13 protein-coding genes and 1 pseudogene are annotated in these 19,923 nt (G+C 70.6%); 6 read left to right on the top strand and 8 right to left on the bottom strand.

Annotated features, from left to right (window positions below; genetic code table 11):
• The first annotated feature begins 480 nt into the window (after positions 1-480).
• The gene (locus tag ACSRUE_RS43425) at positions 481-846 is read left to right on the top strand and encodes a VOC family protein (RefSeq protein WP_441288701.1); all 366 of its coding nucleotides are present in this window, start codon (positions 481-483) and stop codon (positions 844-846) included.
• A gap of 20 nt (positions 847-866) precedes the next feature.
• Here ACSRUE_RS43425 and ACSRUE_RS43420 read toward each other — a convergent pair whose 3' ends face one another.
• A complete protein-coding gene (locus ACSRUE_RS43420; protein ID WP_441288700.1) occupies positions 867-1,925 on the bottom strand; it encodes a TetR/AcrR family transcriptional regulator C-terminal domain-containing protein in 1,059 nt (352 codons plus the stop codon).
• 106 nt (positions 1,926-2,031) lie between these two features.
• Here ACSRUE_RS43420 and ACSRUE_RS43415 point away from each other — a divergent pair, with 106 nt between their 5' ends.
• Entirely contained in the window at positions 2,032-3,213 is a 1,182-nt protein-coding gene (locus tag ACSRUE_RS43415; RefSeq protein WP_441288699.1) for an FAD-dependent monooxygenase, read from the top strand.
• Positions 3,214-3,506: 293 nt separating this feature from the next.
• Here the strand turns inward: ACSRUE_RS43415 and ACSRUE_RS43410 are convergent, their stop codons facing one another.
• Both ACSRUE_RS43410 and ACSRUE_RS43405 read right to left on the bottom strand, forming a co-directional pair.
• Positions 3,507-4,373 carry a hypothetical protein gene (locus tag ACSRUE_RS43410; RefSeq protein ID WP_441288698.1) on the bottom strand — a complete coding sequence of 289 codons (867 nt, stop codon included), beginning with the start codon at positions 4,371-4,373 and terminating at the stop codon, positions 3,507-3,509.
• 166 nt (positions 4,374-4,539) lie between these two features.
• Positions 4,540-5,541, bottom strand: coding sequence for a hypothetical protein (locus ACSRUE_RS43405; RefSeq protein WP_441288697.1), 1,002 nt, complete (start codon positions 5,539-5,541; stop codon positions 4,540-4,542).
• 47 nt (positions 5,542-5,588) lie between these two features.
• Here ACSRUE_RS43405 and ACSRUE_RS43400 point away from each other — a divergent pair, with 47 nt between their 5' ends.
• Positions 5,589-6,164, top strand: a complete 576-nt coding sequence (locus ACSRUE_RS43400; RefSeq protein ID WP_441288696.1) for an exonuclease domain-containing protein — start codon at positions 5,589-5,591, stop codon at positions 6,162-6,164.
• Positions 6,165-6,321: 157 nt separating this feature from the next.
• Here the strand turns inward: ACSRUE_RS43400 and ACSRUE_RS43395 are convergent, their stop codons facing one another.
• Positions 6,322-6,804, bottom strand: a complete 483-nt coding sequence (locus tag ACSRUE_RS43395; RefSeq protein WP_441288695.1) for a hypothetical protein — start codon at positions 6,802-6,804, stop codon at positions 6,322-6,324.
• 1,056 nt (positions 6,805-7,860) lie between these two features.
• Here ACSRUE_RS43395 and ACSRUE_RS43390 point away from each other — a divergent pair.
• Positions 7,861-10,122, top strand: a complete 2,262-nt coding sequence (locus tag ACSRUE_RS43390; protein ID WP_441288694.1) for an SdrD B-like domain-containing protein — start codon at positions 7,861-7,863, stop codon at positions 10,120-10,122.
• Positions 10,123-10,545: 423 nt separating this feature from the next.
• Here the strand turns inward: ACSRUE_RS43390 and ACSRUE_RS43385 are convergent, their stop codons facing one another.
• Positions 10,546-10,863, bottom strand: a complete 318-nt coding sequence (locus ACSRUE_RS43385; protein ID WP_437761335.1) for a DUF1330 domain-containing protein — start codon at positions 10,861-10,863, stop codon at positions 10,546-10,548.
• Positions 10,853-11,584 (bottom strand): SDR family NAD(P)-dependent oxidoreductase, encoded by a 732-nt coding sequence (locus ACSRUE_RS43380; protein WP_441288693.1) that lies wholly within the window; start codon positions 11,582-11,584, stop codon positions 10,853-10,855. Before ACSRUE_RS43380 ends, ACSRUE_RS43385 begins: the two co-directional genes overlap by 11 nt.
• 109 nt (positions 11,585-11,693) lie before the next feature.
• Between ACSRUE_RS43380 and ACSRUE_RS43375 the strand changes: the two genes are divergently transcribed.
• Positions 11,694-12,629: a LysR family transcriptional regulator gene (locus ACSRUE_RS43375; protein WP_441288692.1), complete on the top strand. Its 936-nt coding sequence runs from the start codon at positions 11,694-11,696 to the stop codon at positions 12,627-12,629.
• A 149-nt stretch (positions 12,630-12,778) separates the two neighbouring features.
• On the opposite strand, the gene ACSRUE_RS43370 is transcribed toward ACSRUE_RS43375, so the two are convergent.
• Together ACSRUE_RS43370 and ACSRUE_RS43365 are read right to left on the bottom strand one after the other, a co-directional pair.
• Positions 12,779-16,138, bottom strand: coding sequence for a hypothetical protein (locus ACSRUE_RS43370; protein WP_441288691.1), 3,360 nt, complete (start codon positions 16,136-16,138; stop codon positions 12,779-12,781).
• Positions 16,139-16,402: 264 nt separating this feature from the next.
• Complete coding sequence (locus tag ACSRUE_RS43365; protein WP_441288690.1) at positions 16,403-18,832, bottom strand: alpha-glucuronidase family glycosyl hydrolase; 2,430 nt, start codon at positions 18,830-18,832, stop codon at positions 16,403-16,405.
• A gap of 689 nt (positions 18,833-19,521) precedes the next feature.
• Between ACSRUE_RS43365 and ACSRUE_RS43360 the strand changes: the two are divergent.
• Positions 19,522-19,890: pseudogene (locus ACSRUE_RS43360) on the top strand (cellulose binding domain-containing protein); the annotation flags it as partial.
• Between the last annotated feature and the right edge of the window lie 33 nt (positions 19,891-19,923).

The following is a 19,923-nucleotide window of genomic DNA, read 5'->3' as shown; positions in this document are numbered from 1 at the left end:
CCGTGGCGAGGCCCTGCGAGAGCAAGGGTTGGCACGAGAGCCTGCTCTGGCTCGCCGTCGTGCTGCCAGCGCAGGTTCTCGCCTGCTCCGGTCCTGTGGCACCTCGGCCGCCATCTCCGACAGTGCCGGCCAAGGCCAAGACGGTTCGGTTTCCGCAGATCTCCGCACCTGTCCTATCCGGGCGCCTCGTCAATGCGGCTTGCTACGGTCGGCGCGACCTTTCTCTCCCCTCCGGTGCTGGCGCCAGGCCGAGCAGCCGACCGATCGCCTCGTGAACGATCCGCGCCGCCTCCTCATCCCCTCCTGCGCGCATCAGCTCATCCGCTGTCAGGCGCCCTTCGCATGGGCTCGCGGAGCACATCAACCCTGGAAGGGTCGACGGGAAGAACTCCGCGAAATCGAAGCGACCCTGGAAGAGGACGCGCGCGCCGCTTGACGATCCGCGCTCGGATCGAATGGCAAAAGGGGAGGGGATCACCGATGTCGATCGAGCTCAACCACACCATCGTCCCGGCGCATGACAAGGAGGCTGCCGCGCAGTTCTTCGCGCGCATGTTCGGACTCGCGGTGGACGCGCCGTTCGGGCCGTTCTCCCCCGTGCGCATCAACGGCGGGCTCACGCTCGACTTCGCGGACCGGGAGACGTTCGAGCCGCACCACTACGCGTTCTTCGTGGATGACGCGGAGTTCGACCGGATCTTCGAGCGCATCCAGAGCGCCGGCATCCCTTTCAGCGCCGATCCGCACGCGAAGGAGATGGGCCGGATCAACCACCGGAAGGGCGGCCGCGGCTTCTACTTCCGCGACCTCGACGGGCACATCCTCGAGGTGCTGACGCGCGCGTGAGCTCGGCTTTGCGCTGCCGTTCAGTCGCGCGGCCGCAACGTCTTCATGAGGCCGTCGATCATCGGCTGGAGGCCGAACTCGAACACGCGATCGAGGTTGAAATCGTACCCGCCCGAGAGCTCGTTCAGCAGCCTGGCAAAGCTCGGATACGGCCCCGACGTCGCGATCGCCAGGAACGCGGCCCCCTGCGCCTCGTTCCACTGCGCCTCGGTCATCCCCGTGGTGGCCTCGGCCTCGCGCTCCGACTCGAGGTTCACGGCGACGCCGCGAACGTAGCTGTAGAGCGTCATGTGCGCCTCGAGCCGGGTCGCCGCGTCGATCCCGGGGGCTTCCATGGCACGCAGGATCCACTCGGCGTGCGCGATCACGTTACGCAGCGCGACCGGCCGCGCGAGCGGCAGCACGTGCGCGAGCCATCCGTGCCGCCGGTACAGCGCCCACTGCGCGCGGGCCGCGCGGATCAGGGCCTCGCGTAGATCGCAAGGAGGCGACCTCGGCAGCGGGTGCTCGCCGAACACCGCGTCGATCATGAGGAGCACGAGCGCGTCTTTCCCCTCCACGTACCGGTAGAGCGACATCGTCGGCACGCCGAGCTTCGCGGCGACACCGCGCATGGAGAGGGCGTCGAGCCCCTCGTCGTCGGCGAGCCGGATGGCGGCCTGCACGATCCGCTCGCGCGTCAAGGCGCCGCCTCGCTCTGACGGCTCACGTGCCGCGCGATCGCCCTCGGCCACCACGTGGCCCGAGCGCGGGACCGATCGGATGAGCCCCTCGTGGCGCAGGGTCGACAGCGCCTTGGTGGCGGTGGCGAGCGCGACGCCGAAGGAGCGGACGATCTGGCGCGTCGAAGGGACGCGATCGCCCGCACGGAGGCGCCCGGACGCGATGCGCGCGCGCAGGTCGCTCGCGATCTGCAGGTAGGGCGGTCCGTCGGCCGACTTGCGGCGGTTCGTCGACGTGCCGCGCTTCACCGGAGGCATGGTGACTGTACTAGCACAGATGGTCGGTTGAAAGCGCGCGCGACGCTGCCTCGGCGCGGCGCGTGACCGCAGCTGTTCTAGGCTAGAATGTTCGGCCATGGCGCCGTTCGCGGGGTGCCGGGCGCCGCCGCCGCCGCCAGGCTCGTGCGTACGTCGTACGCGATCGGTTGCGTACGGCGTACGCAACCTTCCCCCCGAGGTCCCCATGTCGAACGGCACCGTCCTCGTCTCCGGCGCAGGCATCGCAGGCCCCGCGCTCGCCTACTGGCTCGCGCGTCGCGGGTTCACCCCCACCGTGGTCGAGCGCGCCCCCGCCCTGCGGGCAGGAGGCAACGCCGTGGACTTCCGCGGGCCGACGCACCTGCGCGTCCTCGGCGAGATGGGGGTGCTCGACGCGATTCGACAGCATCAGACCCACATGCGGGATCTCGCGATGGTGGACGAGGCCGGCCGGCGCCTCGTCACGCTCCCCGCGGCGTTCGCGAGCGGCGACGTGGAGATCGAGCGCGGCGATCTCAGCCGCATCCTCCACGAGGCCGCGAAGGACGCGGCCGAGTTCGTGTTCGGCGACAGCATCGCCTCGCTCACCGACACGCCCGACGGCGTCGACGTCACGTTCGAGCGCGGCCGGCCGAGGCGCTTCGACCTGGTCGTGGGCGCCGACGGGCTCCACTCCCGCGTGCGCGCGCTCGCGTTCGGCGACGAGTCGAGGTTCCTGCGCTTCCACGGCCATTACGTGGCGACGTTCGCCGCGCCGAACCACCTCGGCCTCGATCACCAGGGCCTGCTCTTCAGCGAGCCGGGGCGGGCCGCCAGCGTCGCGAGCGCCCGCCGCCCCGAGGAGGCGACGGCGCTCCTGATGTTCGCCTCCAGGCCGCTCGACCACGATCCGCGCGACGTCGCGCAGCACAAGGCGATCCTCGCCGAGCGGTTTGCGGGGATGGGGTGGGAGGTGCCGCGTCTGATCGAGGCGATGAGGCAGAGTCCGAGCCTGTATTTCGACGCCGTGGGGCGGATCGACATGGATCGCACTTCGCGCGGTCGCGTCGTGCTCCTGGGCGATGCCGGCTACGGCGGCACCATCGGCGGACAGGGGACCGGCCTCGCCGTGGTCTGCGCGTATGTGCTCGCGGGCGAGCTCGCCGTGGCGAAGGGAGACCATCGCGCCGCGTTCCAGCGCTACGAAGCGCGGATCCGCCGATATGCCCGGCGCTGCCAGCAGGGGGCGAAGCGCGTCGGCTCGTTCTTCGCACCACCGACCCGCGCGCAGCTCGCGCTGCGCAACACGATGTACCGGGCGCTCACCTCGCGTCCGCTCTCCCGCTGGTTCGAGAAGATGGTCACGAGCGCCGCCAGCGACCTCGTGCTCCCCGAGTACCCGGCGTGACCTCCTCGCAGTGTCTCGATCGCGTGGGCTCGTTTCCGCGACGCAATCCAGCGGTGTTTGCGAGCAGCGAGTCGAGCACCTGCTGCGCGCGCTCACGCGCGACCGGCACGTGGACACCGCGACCGTGCGCGGCGAGGCCGTCGCCCACCCGGACGCGGGTGAGCTGACCTGTCGCTCCCAGCGGCGAACCGTCAGCGCATTACCGACGAGGATCACTTCGCACAAGCATGATCACCCATCTTGTAGTCCTTGACCGCCGCGGTCGACCAGAGCTCGGGGCCAGGTCGCCGCGCCTAGCGCGGGACCTCGGGGATGAACTCGGCGCCCAGGCGGAAGATCAAGAAGTCCTTGGTGACGTTGCCGCCGCTACCGGCGGGCCAAAGGAAGGGGCTGCCGGCGCTGCGGTCCGGATCCCACTCGTACCACATCCACCGAGCCTCCTCGTCGATCTCGCAGACGATGGAGAACTCATTGCCCGGCTCCGGGACCGAGCGCTCCGTGTCGTTCGTCTCTCCGAACGCCACATGGCCGTGCGCAGACGCCTCGGTGGTCACCCAGCCGGCGCTGGTCGTCTGCGGGTCGAGATCACCGCTGTTGCAGCGCGCGATATACTGGTTGATGGTCTCCAGCGTCGGCCCGTTCGACCCGAGGTCGTAGTCCTCGCCCGTCGCGCAGACCTCCCACGCGCCGTCGCCGGTGAAGACGGGAGCGGCCCCCTCGCGGAAGAACTGGCCGATCACGCCCTGTGTCGTGGACTTGTCGGCGTACGTGATGATGTAGAGATAATGCCCGGCGTTCGCGGACGCCGCCGGCACGGTGTACGACTCCGGCCCGTTGCCGATGGGACAGGAGAAGATCTTCCCGGCGAGGGTGTTCTCGATGCCCCCGAAATAGTTCAGGAGCCCGTCGCCGGTCCCGTAGCCGAAGCCGTACGCATTGTCGGCCGTGATGATCACGCTCACCGCGGTCGAGAGCCCGGTCCCTCCGCCGACGCCGGCGATCTCACCGAGACCGTTCTCGTCATCCCCGCCCGCGCCCCCGTTACCGCCACCGGCGCCGACGCCGGCGCCGGAATCGCCAGGATCGGTGCCGGCGTCCGAACACCCGGATGCATGAAGCGCGACAGCAAGAGCCCAGGCTGAAACAAGACGTAAATTCATTCCACCAGGATCGGCGAAGTCGCGCCCTGCGTAAAGGCCTCTCGGAGAGCACGAGCGCGCCGTCCGGGCGTCGCGGGCCATCTGGCACGATTCCGACGCTGCCCTCGCCGGGGTGCGGCCCGCCTCCCAGAAGGAAAAGAAGGTCTTGCTGGCGGCTTGATCCGCCTCAGGCCTTGTTCCCCGCTCGCCGCTCGAACCGCAGCCTGAGCACCTCGTCCTCGAGCTCGTTCGCGATCGCCATCGCCCGCCGCCTCGCCTCCGCGCCCTCGTCGCCGCCCACGATCCGCGCCAGCATGTTCAGCGCCATCGCGCGCATCCGCATGTGTCCGCCGTCCCCCGCGTGCCGGCACGCCTCGCGCGCGAGCGCGGCGCCTTCCTCGGGGAAACCCTGCTTCCACCGCGCATACGCCAGTCCGTTCGCCCGCCGCGACCGCGCGAAGGCCGGACCGTCCTCCGGGATGCGGCGGTAAAGCGCCTCCGCGGCCGCCGGGTCCGGCTGCTTGCCGCCCCAGGAGCGGTTCCGCTCGAAGGCGCGTTGATCGATCCACCGGGCGAACAGGCAGGCTCGGTCGCAGGCGGGCATCGGCAGCTCGACGAGCGGCTCGATCTCGTCGAGCAAGCCAGGCACGCGCGCGACGTCATCACGGCTCGCCACGAAGGCCTCTGTGAGCAGGGCCTCCGCCCGCGCCTCGGGCGGGGCCTTTCCGAGCAGCGGCCGGATGCGGGCGAGGTGCGTCTTTCCGGCCTCGCGGTCGTCGCCGCGCAGCGCGCAGGTGGCGTGGGCGAGGGCGAGGAAGACGTGGGAGGTCGGATCCTCGTTTACCGGCGGTCGATCCCAGAGGCGCAGGAGGTCCTGGGCGAGGGGCAGGGGCAGGTCGGTGAACCGCGAGTGATAGGCGCCCATCCAGCGGGCGCGCTCGGCGAGCGCGTCCGGCAAGCCGAAGGCCGCGAGCGCGCGCGCCCCCCACGTCCCGCCGTCCCGCTGGCCGCGCGTCCGCAGCCGGCGCAGGGCGCGCTCGATCGAGGACACGTCGTCCTCGTAGCCGCGCAGGGAGGAGAGCCGCTCGGCGACCGCGGTCAAGGAGCCGTGCTGCGCGACGAGCCAGGCGACGTAGTCCTCCCAGGAAAAGCCCGCGGGAGCGGCCTGTCCGGTTTCGTGTCCGGGCATTTTCTTCGCGCGGATCCTATCAAGGTCCAGCAGAGAGGAGGACGGACATGCGAAAGGAACCTGCGTTTTTCCTGGTGATCGATCTGGAAGCGACGTGCGACGAGGAGGGCCGCATCCCCGAGCGCATCATGGAGATCATCGAGATCGGCGCGGTCCTCGTGGACGGCGCGACGCTCGAGCCCGTGAGCGAGCTCGCCACCTTCGTGCGCCCGGTCATCCGGCCGAAGCTCACGGCGTTCTGCACGAAGCTCACCACGATCACGCAAGCAGACGTCGACGCCGCGCCCACGTTCCCCGAAGCCATCGCGGAACTCGGGCGCTTCGTCGGCCGGCGGGAGGCGCTCTTCTGCTCGTGGGGCGATTACGACCGCAAGCAGTTCGAGATCGACGCGGCCCGCTGGGGCGCGCCCTTGCCGCTGCAGGGGCACATGAACATCAAGAAGCGCTTCTCCGCGGCGCTCGGGGTGACCCAGCGCTACGGCATGGCGAGCGCGCTCGAGCGGCTCGGGCTGCCGCTCCACGGGACACATCACCGCGGGATCGACGACGCGCGCAACATCGCGCGTATCCTGCCTTACGCGATTGGCCGCGTGCCGATCCCCAAGGCAGGGCCCGCGGGGTGAGCGCCTCGCTGGGCTTCGCTCCGGACCCGACGCGGGGCTGTCCACCCCTGGACCCGGACCCGCCAGGGGCTGAGCCGGGGTTGCTGGTCGAGCGGGACCCGCACACGGGAGGGGACGTGGTGCGCGAGGCCGGAGGACCGCCCGCGCGCGGGCTGACTCAACCCTCGCGCGCCATGCGGATCGCCTCCGCGATGCCGGCGGCGGTGAGCTCGGGGTCCTTCAGGAGCGTCGCCGCCCAGGTCGCGAGCTCGCCGGTCGTCCTGAAGACGTTCGGCGCCCGCCCCGTGTGCAGCATCATCATGATGGAGCGGACCGAGGCGGCGATGAACCCCTCCGACTCGACGAGCGTGGCCGTGCCCCTGAGGTTCCGGGAAGGGGAGCTCGCCGCCCGCCGCATCGCGGCCCGGCTCGCCTCGTCCGGCGGTAGGGTGTTCTCAAGGGGGAGGACGACGACGAAGACCGCGCCGCCCGGCTGGCCCGCCGACCAGCGAGCGAAGAGGTCCCGCGAGCGATCGATCCCGACCGCGGTGGCCTCGCCGCGCCAGACCAGCAGCATGAGCCGCCGCCACACCGCCACCACGTACTCGTCCGTGCGCTCGAGTAGCTCGGCCGTCATCGGAGGAGGACGGGCCGTTATCATCGTGGTGCATTGTCGTTCCGTAGGGGGGATGGTCGTCAAGCCCATGGCGATGATTCGGCGCTCGCCGGACCCGGCGGACGCGGCTACGCCAGGAGCCCGTCCCTCTCCATCCGCTCGATAACCGCCCGGGCGTCGCGCCGCTCGGCCGCGACCAGCGCTCGCGGCCGCGGTCCCGCTCGGCGCCTCGAGCAGCGGGAAGCGGGAAGCGCGTGGCCGGCTCACCCTCCGGGGTCGGGCGCCTCGGTGAGCCGGCTTTGGTGTGCGGCATACCAGCTGCGCGATCCGCCTCCGCGGCGGGCTCCGGCGGCGGTGGACGCGGTGGACGCGGTGGACGCGGTGGACGCGGTGGACGATGAACGTGTGTGATGAACGGTGTGTGACCCGCTGCGCCCGGCACCCAGCGCCCACCCGCACGCGAGGCCAAGCGCCGCACAAAGAGCTCGTGCCGTAAAAAAAGGATCTAGACAGGCGAAGCGAAGACTCGTTATCTTGAAAAATGGTCCCGTGCGCATTCTGCATCAAATCTCGTCAGACACTCCCGCGTACCTGATCCGATCCTGTTCGTCCCTCGGGCCCTGCGAAGGGTCGGAGAGGGCCGCTGAGCGTCGTGGCGCGCCGCCGCGCGGCACCCCGCGGGCCGCGAGCTGCGCGCTGGCCATCGATGTCGATGAGACATCGATGCGACCGACCGCGCTCGTCTCTGCGTTCCTCCCCACAGATCACGAGACGACGCGAGACGACGCGAGCAGCCCAAAAGCGTCACCGCACGACCCAAAATTGTCACTGCGCAACTCGATGTATTTTTCTGATCTGTCTTCAGAAAGATCTGGACACCTTCGTAGTCGAGTTGCTATCTTGAACACTGTCACCTTGCGCATCCGCCCTCTGATCGAAGCCAGAGCACCCGCGTACTTGATCCGATCCTGATCAGCCCGCGGGGGCTCATTCCGACCGGAGCCCGCGAAACCGACCTCGCCTGACCCGTGTGTCATGGTGCCTGCTATCCGGATGACGCTCCAGCAATGGTTCACCCGTGAGGACCTCGAGGAGCTACCAATGAAGCAGATCGCAATCGCATCTTCTGCCGCGCTCGCCACGCTGTTCATCGCCGCAACCAGCCTCGCCAACACGACCGCTCCGTCTCCCACGTGCACCGTGATCAAGCGGGGTGTCCTGGGCGACATCTACAACGCCGAGATCTGGAGCCTCGCCCCGAGCTACCACGTCCCGTCCCCGTTCGAGGTCAACACCGGGTACTCCAGCTCGGTCGGAGAGAAGCGCGCCCTGTTCCGCTTCGATCTCAGCCCCATCCCCGCCGGCTCTCTCGTCACGTCGGCCACGTTCTACGCCCTGACGTACACGAGCACCGCGAAGACCGTGTACGTCCACCAGGTGCTCGCCCCCTGGAGCGAGGAGCTCGTCACGTGGAACAACTTCGGCGGCATGGACCCCGCCGCGTTCACCTCGTTCGTGCCCAACGTCACCGGGTGGAGCTCGGTCGATCTCACCGGGATCGTGCAGGACTGGGTGAGCGGGACGGCGCCGAGCCACGGGATCCTCCTCGAGGAGGGCGCCAGCGGGAAGACGTCGTACAAGGGCAGCGCCCACACCGACATGGGTTATCGCCCTCTCCTCGAGGTCTGTTACACGGCGCCGAAGGGCTCGATCGGCGACAAGGTGTGGTTCGACGCGAACGCGGACGGCATCGAGGACGCCTCCGAGCTCGGCATCTCCGGCGTCGTCGTCGACCTCTTCGGCGACGCGAACTGCGACGGCGTCGCCGACGGCGCCCTGCTCCAGACGGCCGTGACCGGCGCGAACGGCGTCTACCGCTTCACCGAGCTCGACGCGGGCTGTTACGTCGTCGACGTCGACGACGCGACGCTCCCGCTCGGCCATATCCTGACCAGCGACGACGAGCCGCTCGGCGTGTCCCTCGACGCGGGTGAGAACGTGGCCAACGCCGACTTCGGCTACGTGACGTACTCGTCGATCGGCGACACCGTGTGGCTCGACAGCGACGCCGACGGGCTCTACGAGCCGGAGACCGGCGAGCTCGGCGTCAACGGCGTCCGTGTCGAGCTGTTCCAGGGGGCCCAGCTGATCGACTTCACCGTCACCGGCACGAGCCCCTACACCGGCCAGCCCGGCTTCTACCTCTTCGACACGCTCCCGGCGGGCACCTACTCGGTGGTCATCACGCCCGACAACTTCATGGCAAGCGGTCCGCTCGCCGGACAGGAGCCGACGGCCGACCCCGACGGCGGGCTCGACAACGTGGGCGTTGTGTCGCTCGGCTGGGCACAAGACCTGCTCGACGCGGACTTCGGCTACCAGCTCTCCTGCGGCAACGGCGTCTGCGGCGGCGACGAGAGCTGTTCCACCTGCGCCGTCGACTGCGGTGTCTGCCCGCCCCAGTGCGGCAACGGCACCTGCGAGGCCGGCGAGGACTGCGGGAGCTGCAGCGCCGACTGCGACGTCTGCCCGCCCGCCTGCGGCGATGGCACCTGCAACGGCAGCGAGAGCTGCAGCACCTGCGCGGACGACTGCGGCGCCTGTCCGCCGGTCTGCGGCAACGGCACCTGCGAGGCCGGCGAGGACTGCGGCACCTGCTCGGACGACTGCGGCGCCTGCCCCGCGGTCTGCGGCAACAACGTCTGCGAGAACGGCGAGGACTGCTCGACCTGCACCGGCGACTGCGGCGCTTGCCCCGCGGTCCCCGGCAACGGCGTCTGCGAGGCCGGCGAGAACTGCTTCGAGGTCCCGAGCGACTGCGGTATCTGCCCGCCGGTCTGCGGCAGCGGCGTCTGCGAGGCCGGTGAGACCTGCTCGAGCTGCGCGGCCGATTGCGGCGAGTGCCCGCCGGTCTGCGGCGATGGCGTCTGCAAGGCCGGCTCCGAGGACTGCTCGAGCTGCGCGGCCGACTGCGGCGTCTGCCAGTCCGCCTCTCCCGGCACCGGCTCCCCCGGCTACTGGAAGAACCACGAGAGCGCCTGGAAGGTCTCGCAGCTGACCATCGGCGGCAAGACGTACACGAAGTCCCAGCTCCTCGACATCATCAGCCGTCCGACCAAGGGTGACGTCACGTACATCATCGCGAAGCACCTCATCGTCGCCAAGCTCAACGTCGGTATCGGCAACCAGTCGAGCTGCATCGAGGACACCATCGCCGCGGCCGACGCCTGGCTCAAGAAGAACGCGCTCGGCAGCAACGTGAAGGAGGGCGGCAAGAACTCGCCCTGGGCTGCCGGCGAGCCGCTCGCCACGAAGCTCGACGACTACAACAACGGCCGCCTCTGCGCGCCGCACCGTGACTGACCGGCGCTCCGCCGATACCCGGTGATCGGCCGGCACGACGAGACCTCCCCACGGCCAGCGCCCGCCCCGAGCGAACCACCTCGAGCGCGACCTGCGCTGGCCCTTCCCCCTCCTCAGCCGCTTCCCCTCCTCGCCGCTCCCCCCCCGAGCTCCTCCTTACCGAACGTCCTGGTCCGCGAGTGGCAGCCTCATCGCGCGATCGCTCCGCAACCAGCCCGTGTTCGTCGACCACGGCAGCCCAGGCGCGGGCGTCGACCACCTCTACTGCGGGAAGTCGGCCGGGGAAGCAAACCGCAATGCAGGGGGCGTGTCAGGTCGCGCCGGCGCTCGCGCCGCTCGATCGGTCGATCGGGCGACCGGTGGATGGCCCGAGCCCGGCGCCGGTGGCGCGACGCCGAGCTCCCTCGCCTCGCGGCAGGCAGCTCACGCCGTCGTCCCTTCGAGCTCGCCGAGGATGAAGGTCGCCGCGACCGCCGGCTCGAAGAGCTCGGCGCGCACGGCGCGGTACTGCATGTCGGCGAAGAACCGCTCCCGCGCCGCGCGGTCGGGGAACACCAGGGTGAAGACGCGGTTGATCCGCTCATCCCCCTTCAGCACGCGCGCCACGACGAAATCATGGCCGAACGCGCCGCCATGGGACAACAGGATCGGCATCATCCCGGCGCGGTAGCGGGCATAGGACGCCTCGTCCGTCACCTGGAGCCCCACCAGGAGCACGTGCTGCCGGCCCTCAGCGCCCATGGGAATAGCCTCCGTCCACGTCGAGCGTCGTGCCGGTCACGAAGCCGGCCCTCGCCAGGAACAGCGCCGCTTCCGTCGTGTCCCGCACCTCGCCGACGCGCTGCAGCGGGTGGATCGACGCCAGCGAATCCGCGCCTTCGCCGATGAGCGGCGTGCGGATGATGCCGGGCGCCAGCGTGTTCACGCGGATGTTGTGGGCGGCGAGCTCGGCGGCCAGCGAGACGGTGAGCGCGTGGACGCCGCCTTTGCTGGCCATGGCGGCCGAGGCCGGCATCCGCGCCATGGCCTGCTGGACGAGCACCGTCCCGATATTGATGATCGAGCCCCCGCCGCCCGCGATCATCAGCGGCACCGCCGCCTGGGTCATCAGGAACGTCCCCTTCACGTTCGTGGTGAAGAACCGCTCCAGGTCCTCCTCCGTGCTCTCGAGGAACGGCTTCACGCCGAAGATCCCGGCGTTGTTGATCAGCACGTCGACGCCGCCGAAGCGCTCGCGCGCGGCCGCGGCGACGGCCCGCGCCGTGGCCCGATCCCCCACGTGGCCCGGCACGGCGACGACGCGCGCCCCGCCGTCGAGGCTCCGCCGCGCGTGCTCGAGCTTCTCCGGGTCGCGGCCGTTCATGACGACGCTCGATCCCTCGGCCAGGAAGCTCCTGGCGAGGTCGAGGCCGATACCGCTGCTGGCGCCTGTGATGATGACGCGATCGATCCTGGTGGACATGGAGTGTCTCTCCTTTCGCGCCGACAACCTAGGACCGCCCCTCGAACCGAGAAAGTGGTATGTTTCTATCGACACCATAACTCCATGTTATGATCCCGCGGGCCCCGCCATGACCTACGATCAGCTCGTCGCCTTCCTCGCCGTCGCGGGCGAGGGCACGTTCAGCGCCGCGTCCGCGCGGCTGCACAAGTCCCAGCCGGCCGTGAGCAAGCTGGTGCGCAACCTCGAGCGCGAGCTGGGGATCGAGCTGTTCGATCGCCGGGAGTACCGCGCCACGCTCACCGACGCCGGCCGCCTGTTCCACGAGCGCGCCGCGGCCGTCATCGAGGGCACCGAGGCGCTGCGCAGCTTCGGCATGCGCCTCTCGGGCAAGGTGGAGCCGATCGTGCGGCTCGCCGTCGACGCGGTGACGCCACTCGGCCCCATCATGGACATCTTCCGGGGGCTCCTGGCGCGTCATCCCTTGGTGCGCATCGAGCTCGGCACCGAGCGGCTGGCGGGCACCGCCGACGCGCTGCGCGAGGACCGAGCCGATCTCGCCGTCGCCACGAAGCTCGGGATCGACGGCTCCGCGGTGGAGGCGGCGCGCTTCTGCGACGTGCGGGTGATCCCGGTGGCGCGGTTCGATCACCCCCTCGCGACCTGCGGCGCGCCGATCCCGCCCGCGCTGCTGCGGGCGCACGCGCAGATCATCCTGCGCGACAGCGCGAGGGCGAGCGCCTCGCCGTCCCTGAACGTGCTGGAGGGCGGCCTGCGCTGGACGGTCACCGACGTCGCGGCGAAGAAGGAGGTCATCCTCGCGGGCATGGGCTGGGGCGGGCTGCCCGAGCACGTGGCCGCCGGCGCGCTGGCCGCGGGCGAGCTCGTGGCGCTGCAGGTCCCCGAGTTCGAGGCCGACACCATGGAGCTCTTCGTGATACGCCGCCGCGACCGCCCGCACGGCGTCGTCGCGCAGGCGCTCTGGGAGGCGCTCGGGCGCTGCGGCCACGGCGCCGGGGCGCCGGCGGCGGCCGGGAAGGCGCCGCGCCGCCGGAGGAGGGGCTGAGGGCCGCGCCGGCCGGGCCGACTGGCGCGCTGCTCTGCTGCCGGGTCACGCCTCTCCACGGCAGATCGCTCGGAGGATCTCGCGCGTGTGTCCGCGCAGCCATGCGTCTTGGCGTCCTTGGCGCGCTTGGCGGTTCATTTCTGGGTGGATCAGGCTGAGCGGCCCGCTTGAGCGTCCTGCGCACTCCTGGTGCTGCAGCGTCGTGCAATGAGGGCGAGACCGAACAGGGCGACGGTGAGCCCGATGTACGCGGACCTGCTGCCAGCGCCGTGAGCGCTGCATTGTGCGTCGTCGCCGGTTTCGTCGGTCCCGTCATTTCTGCTGCTGCCGGCGGCAACGCCGGAGGTGCCGCCGCCCCCGCCATTCCCTGCTCGGCCACCCGCGCCCGGCCCCGCACCGCCGTTTCCGCCCGCGCCCGGCTCCGCACCGCCATTTCCGCCCGCCCCGGGCTCCACAGTGCCGGCTTCACCCGTGCCAAGCCCTGCGCCGCCGCTTCCACCCGCGCCGCCGCCCGCGCCGGGCCCGGGCGAGGGCTCCCAGCCGAGCAGCCGCGAGACGACGCGCCGCGTGCGCTCAGCAGGGCCGCGCTTGTCATAGCTCAGGAGGAAGCGGCCATCCTCGCCGCGGGCCAGCATCGGCGCATTGCACGCGTCGTCCACGAGCAGCGCCTCCATGCCCGGCGTTCCATCGGGGGCCACGGCGCGGATCCGGAGCCGGTGCGTCTCCGCCTCTTCCCACACCACCTGGTAGCTCGCGCCGTCCCAGGCCACGGCCGCCGCATCACCAGCGCTCGTCGGCGAGATCAGGAATGCTTCGCCCCGCCAGCCGCCCGTGCCGTGGATTCGACCGCGCACCGGCCCATCACCGCCCTCTGGCCAGCCATCGGCGGGCTCCGTCCAGACAACGAGCGTGTCCGTGCCGTCCGTCGCCCCGGCGACGGCGGCCGACGCGCTCGACAGCAGGAAGCCCTCCCCGACGTCTCCCGTGCGGCTCACGGGGACGAGATGCAGGCCCGCCTTCGCGTAGGCCACCAGGTAGCCCTGCCCGGCGCGGAGCGGCGTCGCGCGCGACTCCGCCCCGACCGAGGGCACGATGGGGAACACCGGGCCAGCGCTCCCCGAAGCGCCGAGCAGGCGGCCCGACGCGGTGTACACGAAGGGCTCCTCGGCGGTCCTCTCCACGAAGGTCACCAGATACCCGTCGCCGTTGCCCGCGACCGACGGCGCCGCCGACAGGTGGAGCGACGAGACGGCGACGCTCTCCCCGAGCGCGCCGTCGCCCGACACCCGCCGCAGCAGATCCCCGCCGGCGCCGAGCGCGCTCCAGGTGAGCACCGACGCGCCGTCGCCGTTCGAGGCCAGATCGATCGCGGTGGCGCTGCTCGCGAGCTCGATCCCGACCGGATCGACGACCTCGCCGGCCGCGCTCACGCGCACCGCGCGCGCGGTCGTCCGCTCCCCTTCCGGGTCCGGCTCGTCGGTCCAGGCGACGAGGTAGCTCTCGCCGGTCCAGGCGACGCGCGGGGCGCCCTGCTTGTTCGGCAGGGGGCTGAGCCCGAGCCGGCCCGCGGCCAGCGCGAGATCCGGGCCGATCAGGCTGCCCTCGATGCCCTGGCCGTGGAACGCGAGCAGGAAGCGCGAGCCGTTCCACGCGAGCGAGCTCCGATCCGGATCCCAGACGGAGCGAGGCGACCCGTCCGCGAGCCTCACGTCGTCGGTCCCCTGCACGACGCCCTCGGCCGAGACGCGGGCCCCGTACATCGCGCGACCGTCCCGCTCGTCGGTCCAGGCCACGAGATAGCCGCTGCCGTCGAACGCCGCGGTGGGAGCGCCGGTGCCCGGGCTCGGCCGCGAGATCGGGAAGTCCCTTGCCGCGATCGTGCCGTCCGCGCGCAGCACCGCGCCCCGGATCGTGCTCGTGGGATCGTCCCGGACCCACGTGGCCAGGAAGCTCGCCCCGCCGGACGCGAGCGCGGCCAGCCGCGCGTTGCCCGGGTCCTCCGAGATCTGAACGCCAAAGGCATCGAGCACCGTCCCATCGCTGGCCACCCGCGCCGCACGGATGGCCCGCGCGCCGCCGCCGGCGACGTCCTCGTCCCAGGCCACGACGGAGACGTCCGCCCCGGCGCCGACCGCCGGGCGCGACGCGCGGCCGCTCGTGGAGAGGGCGCGCTCTGCGCCGGGGACGGCGCTGCCGCTCGGGTCGACGAGGGTCGCGCGGACGTCGTCGGCCCCATCGTCGGCGAGGCTGAGCCAGGCGGTCACGAAGCGCTCCCCGTTCCACTCGACGGAGGGATACACGCCCTCGTCCGACGTCGAGATCGCGAAGCTCGCCGGCCCTTCGAGCGTGCCGTCGGGTCGCATCAGACGGCCGCGGATGGTGATCCGGGCGTCGTCACCGTACTGGCTCCAGACGACGAGGTAGCGGCCTCCGCCGTACGCCACGCTGGGCAGGTACTGCCCGGCGGACGCCTCGCCCAGATCCAGCCAGTCGAGATCGAGCACGTCCCCGCGCGCGCCGACCCGGACCGCGCGGATGCGCGACAGATTCTCGAAGACGACGACGTAGCTCGTCCCGTCCGTCGCGATCTCCGGATCGAACCCGACGTCTTGCTGGACGGGCACGGGCGGCTCCGTCCCGATCTCCGGGCCCACCTCCGGATCGAGCAGCGCCGGATAGCCGCTCTCCTCGACGACCGAGGCGGGCACGCGCAGCTCGATGTGGCCGTCCGACCAGCGGGCGGGCACCGGAACGCGGCGGCCCGACGCGTCGATCCACGTGCCGTGGCCGTACACGAACCGCTGCCCCGGCGCGGCGCCGAGGACGAGGCCGCGGGCGTCGCTCGCGACCGAGGGCGCGGCGTCCGCGGCGCCGAGCCGGGCGCTCACGCGCACGACGAGATCGCCGCGCCCCCCGGGCCGCTCGGGGAACCGGAACGCCTGCTCGGCGTTCATCTCGTGGTTCTTCCACAGCTCGCTGCAGGTCTCGAACGCGCGCTCCGCGCCGCCGTCCGCCGCCATGCGCACGTGGCCCTCGCCGCTCACGCACTCGTGGCCGGCGCGGGCGATCGATCGCGTCGTCAGCGTGAGCGCGCTCCCTGGCTGGAGCTCGCCGGGCGCGCCCTCGAGGAGAGGCCCGCGGAGCGCGCGGCGGCGCGCCGTCAGCTCGGCGGCGGTGCGCGCCTCGGCGAGCGCCTGGAGCTGCCTCGCTCGCCCCCTGCGTGCCGCCCTCGCCGGGGGCTTCGCGCGGATCCGCGCCGCGCCGCCCTCGACGTCGATCCGGTGGGCGGCGCCCTCCGCGAAGAGCCCTCGTCGCGTGGATCGAAAGCTCGCCCGCGCCCTGCTCACGATCCGCCCGAGCTCGACCGGCGCGGCGCCGCCCGGCCGGAGCGCGCGCTCCGCGGGGCGCTCGGCAGGACCATTGCCCGCCGCCCGCGGTCCAGGCGCGCTGCACGCCGAGGCGCACCCCGCCATCAACAGCAACAAAGCTCGACTCGAAGCCAGCGTCATGACGCACCTCCTGACGGCCTTGGCAGCCGACGCGCACCCCGCCATCCCCCGATGGATGAGCCAGCGGGACGGTAACAGCGTGTGAGCGTTCACGTCGATCGCGGACCACGACGAGGTCATGCGACGACTCCGGTGTTGTGACCTGGCTAGATCGCCGAGCCAGCAAGACCCAGAGGGTGCTGTTCGCTTGACAGGGGCAGGGGCGTGAAGATCGCCAGCAGGCCGCGGGCCAGACCGAGCCGGCCCGCCGCTCTCACTGCGCTCTCACTGGAGAATGGCCGGGGACGGATTCCCCGTATACACCTGCGAGCAGCGGGGCTTCTTTGGGTCGGACGGGCAGCGGAGCCCCTGGTAGAAGCTCAGCGTGTTCGCCAGGGGGGCGTAGCCGCTCGGGACCTGGAGCTTCGACACCGAGCCGAAGTAGGCGAGGCACGCGTCGCGCCACCAGCGCGCCTCGTAGTGCTGGATCTCCAGGAAGTCGCTCACGTCGTCGAAGCGCTTGCCATCGATGCGGCCCTCGACGGACTTCCATGTCTCTCGCATGGCCCCCACCTCGTCGACGCCCTGGCTGTAACGATGGACGAGCTCCTCCCAGACCGTCCTCCCCGACTTCAGCTTGTCTTGCCAGCCGACGCGGTGGAAGAAGAGCACGAGATCGTCCGGCACCGTGTCCCGGCTCCCGAACGTCTGTCCCACCTGCGCGGCGTACTGGGCGACAGCGTTGCTGCCCGACGAGGTGCGGTTGAAGCCGATGCTGTTCGCGTCCGCCTTGTGATAGTAGACCGGGTTCCACTCGACGCGGCCCAGGCTGTTCAGCCACGGCCCCGGCCCGTAGTGATGGTCGTTGCCCATGATGTGGACCAGGCCGAGGGGCGTCATGTAGTCGACCAGCGCCTCGCGTGACTGCATCATGATCTGAACGACCGGCTCGACGACGACGGGGTCGTTCGAGAACGTCTGCCGGACCCACTCCTCCGCGATGGCCTCCGAGGAGAGGTCCGGGTTCCACGCCAGGCGCCCGTACACGTACCAGTTCGCCTGGTTCATCTGCGATCCGGTCCAGTTCGTGTCGTCACCCACGTTGGCGACGCCCGAGATCGCGGTGGTCGTGTACTTGTGCAGGCTGCCGTCGATGACCCGCGCCACGGTCGAGCCCTCGCCGCCCGCGTAGGTGTCCGCCTTGAGGACCTCCTCGAAGAGCGGGCCGAGGTAGGCGAGGTGCGTGTCCTCGCCGAGGTACTCCTTCGTGATCTGGAGCTCGAGGGCGAGGGGCGTCTTCGGCATGGCCCCGAACAGCGGATGGAACGGCTCCCGGGGCTGGAAATCGAGCGGGCCGTTCTTGGCCTGCACGAGGACGTTGCTCTTGAATTTGCCGTCCAGAGGCTTGAACTCCTCGTAGGCCTGCTTGATGCGGTCCGGGGGGCTGGTGTCGGAGTAGACGAAGGCGCGCCATATCACGATGCCGTCATGCGGCGCGAGGGCGTCGGCGAGCATGTTGGCGCCGTCGGCGTGGGTCCGCCCGTAGTCCTGCGGCCCGGGCTGCCCCTCGGAGTTCGCCTTCACGAGGAAACCACCGAAGTCGGGGATCTGCTGGTAGATCTCGTTGACCTTGTTCGTCCACCATTGCTTGACGCTGGAGTTGGTCGGATCGGCCGTGCTCAGGTTGCCGATCTCGACCGGCGCGCTGAAGCGGGCCGTGAGGTAGACCTTGATGCCATAAGGCCGGAAGACGTCGGCGAGCGCCTTGACCTTCGTGAGGTACGACGGCGTCAGGACCTGCGCGTTGGCGTTCACGTTGGTCAGCACGGTCCCGTTGATGCCGATGGAGGCGTTGGCCCTCGCGTAGTCCTTGTAACGGGGAGAGAGCGTGCCGGGCAGCGCGCTCCAGTCCCAGATGGAGCGGCCCGCGTAGCCGCGCTCCACGCTGCGATCAAGGTTGTCCCAGTGGTTCAGGATGCGATGGCCGATCCTGGGAGAGCCGGTGAGCGACAGCTTGTCGAGGGCGCTGTGGCTCTGGACGTGCCGGAGGAGCGCGAAGGTGCCATAGAGCACGCCCACCTCGGTGTTGCCTGCCACGGCGATCACCGGCTGGCCCCCGACGTCCGCGGCCTCGACGAGGTAGCCCTCGGGGCCCAGGGCGCCGAGGCGCGCTGCGAGCGGCAGGCCCTTGATGACGTCCGCGGCGGCCGTCCCGATCACCACGGCGCCCGGCCCGTCGACGGCCGCGCCGGTCCCGACCGTTCCGCCCGTCAACCCGCTCAGCCCTTTGACGAGCTCGGCCTCGGCGATGTCGAGGCTCGCGCCGGTCCCCGACTTGACCACGCGCTTGAAGGCCGCCTGATACTCCGCGAGGCGCCCCGGAATCGGCACCTTCGGGTACCTGAGCCAGAGGTCTGCGCCCGTCTCCTCCGGCAGGGCGCCCGGCGCGGGGTACTCCTCGTCGGAGCCCGACATTCCGCCCGTGCTCCCGGTCGATCCTGTCGTGTCCCCGCCGCCCTGGCCGACCGATGCGCCGCCGCCTGTGCCGCTGTTCACGCCGCTGCTCGCGCCGCCGCCCGTGCCGGTGGCCCCGCTGGGGCTCCCCGCCGCGCTGGAGCCGCCGCTGCCGGTCACGTCGTTCGGCTCATCGGTGCCGCTCGAGGAGCAGGCGCCCGCGAGCGCCGCGCTCAAGAGCCCGACAACGAGGAGCGGCACCCGCAGGATTTTCATCGAACGAGGCCGTCTGGTGGGCGGCCGACCCGCGCAACGTGGCATCTTGTTTTCCGAAGGAGGCGCCATCTGAATCAGCCTTTCCATGGAGGGGGCTTGGGAAAGAGAGTGAACCAACCGATTCGCGGATCTCGAGGGTGAATCTCGACGCCCGTCAAGGGCTAAACGCGCCGTGCAAGACCGCAACGCACCTCGGCTCCGCCATGCCTCGCCCACCTCGTCAGAGGTCGCTTTTTGTGCCGTCGCGTGCGAAGTATTCAGCGCTCCTGTATTTCTGGCGGGGTCCGAGCAGAAAACGTCAGAAATGCGGACTGAAGCTGCCAATCGCCGTGCTCGACGCGCCTTCCACCGGGAAGGCTCACCCGATCGCGCTGCGGTCCAGTGTCTCCGGCGGAGGAGGACGCCCGGAGCGCTCGCTCCTTGCAGCTGCGTTTCCGGGTTGCTCTTGCTTTCTCATGGTGCCCCGCCCCACCGCGGGGTATCCGCATGTGAGTAGCTGTCCGACGAACACCGTGGTTGCCAGGCATGGGGGCGGCAAGGTTCGTGAGGTGTTCATGATCAGGCGCACGCTGGCCGGGAATATCGGACCCTACCAATTGAACGAGGGTTGGCGGGCGTCTCGCTGGTGCACATATCCACCTTGAGCAGACGCCCGCGACTCTGCCGTTCCGATCATGGAGAATCTTATGCGGTTCACTCGCTTGCTTGGCTGCATCTCCGCTTCGTTCACGTTCGGTCTGCTTGCGTGCGCCGTGGAGCCCGTCGAGGAAGAGGACCTCGACACGCTGGACGGCGCCCTGGACAGCGCTGACGGCTCGATGTCGGCGGATATCGCGATTCAGTCGGACTGGGGGAACGGTTACTGCGCGAACGTGAGGGTGACGAACAAGTCCCGCTCCCCGGCCACCACCGGCTGGAACGTGGTCGTCCGGCTCAACGGCTCGACGCTGGCCAATGCGTGGAACGTGACCCCCGTGTCCTCGAACGGGCAGTTCACCGCCACGAACGTGACCCACAACGCGGCGATCAAGGAGAAAGGTTGGGTGGAGTGGGGGTTCTGCGCGAACGGCAGCGGG

This window comes from Sorangium sp. KYC3313 (assembly GCF_052075895.1).
Taxonomy (GTDB): domain Bacteria; phylum Myxococcota_A; class Polyangia; order Polyangiales; family Polyangiaceae; genus Sorangium; species Sorangium cellulosum_B.
Note: the sequence above shows the minus strand (reverse complement) of the source record. Positions and strands in the feature narration are given on the sequence as shown.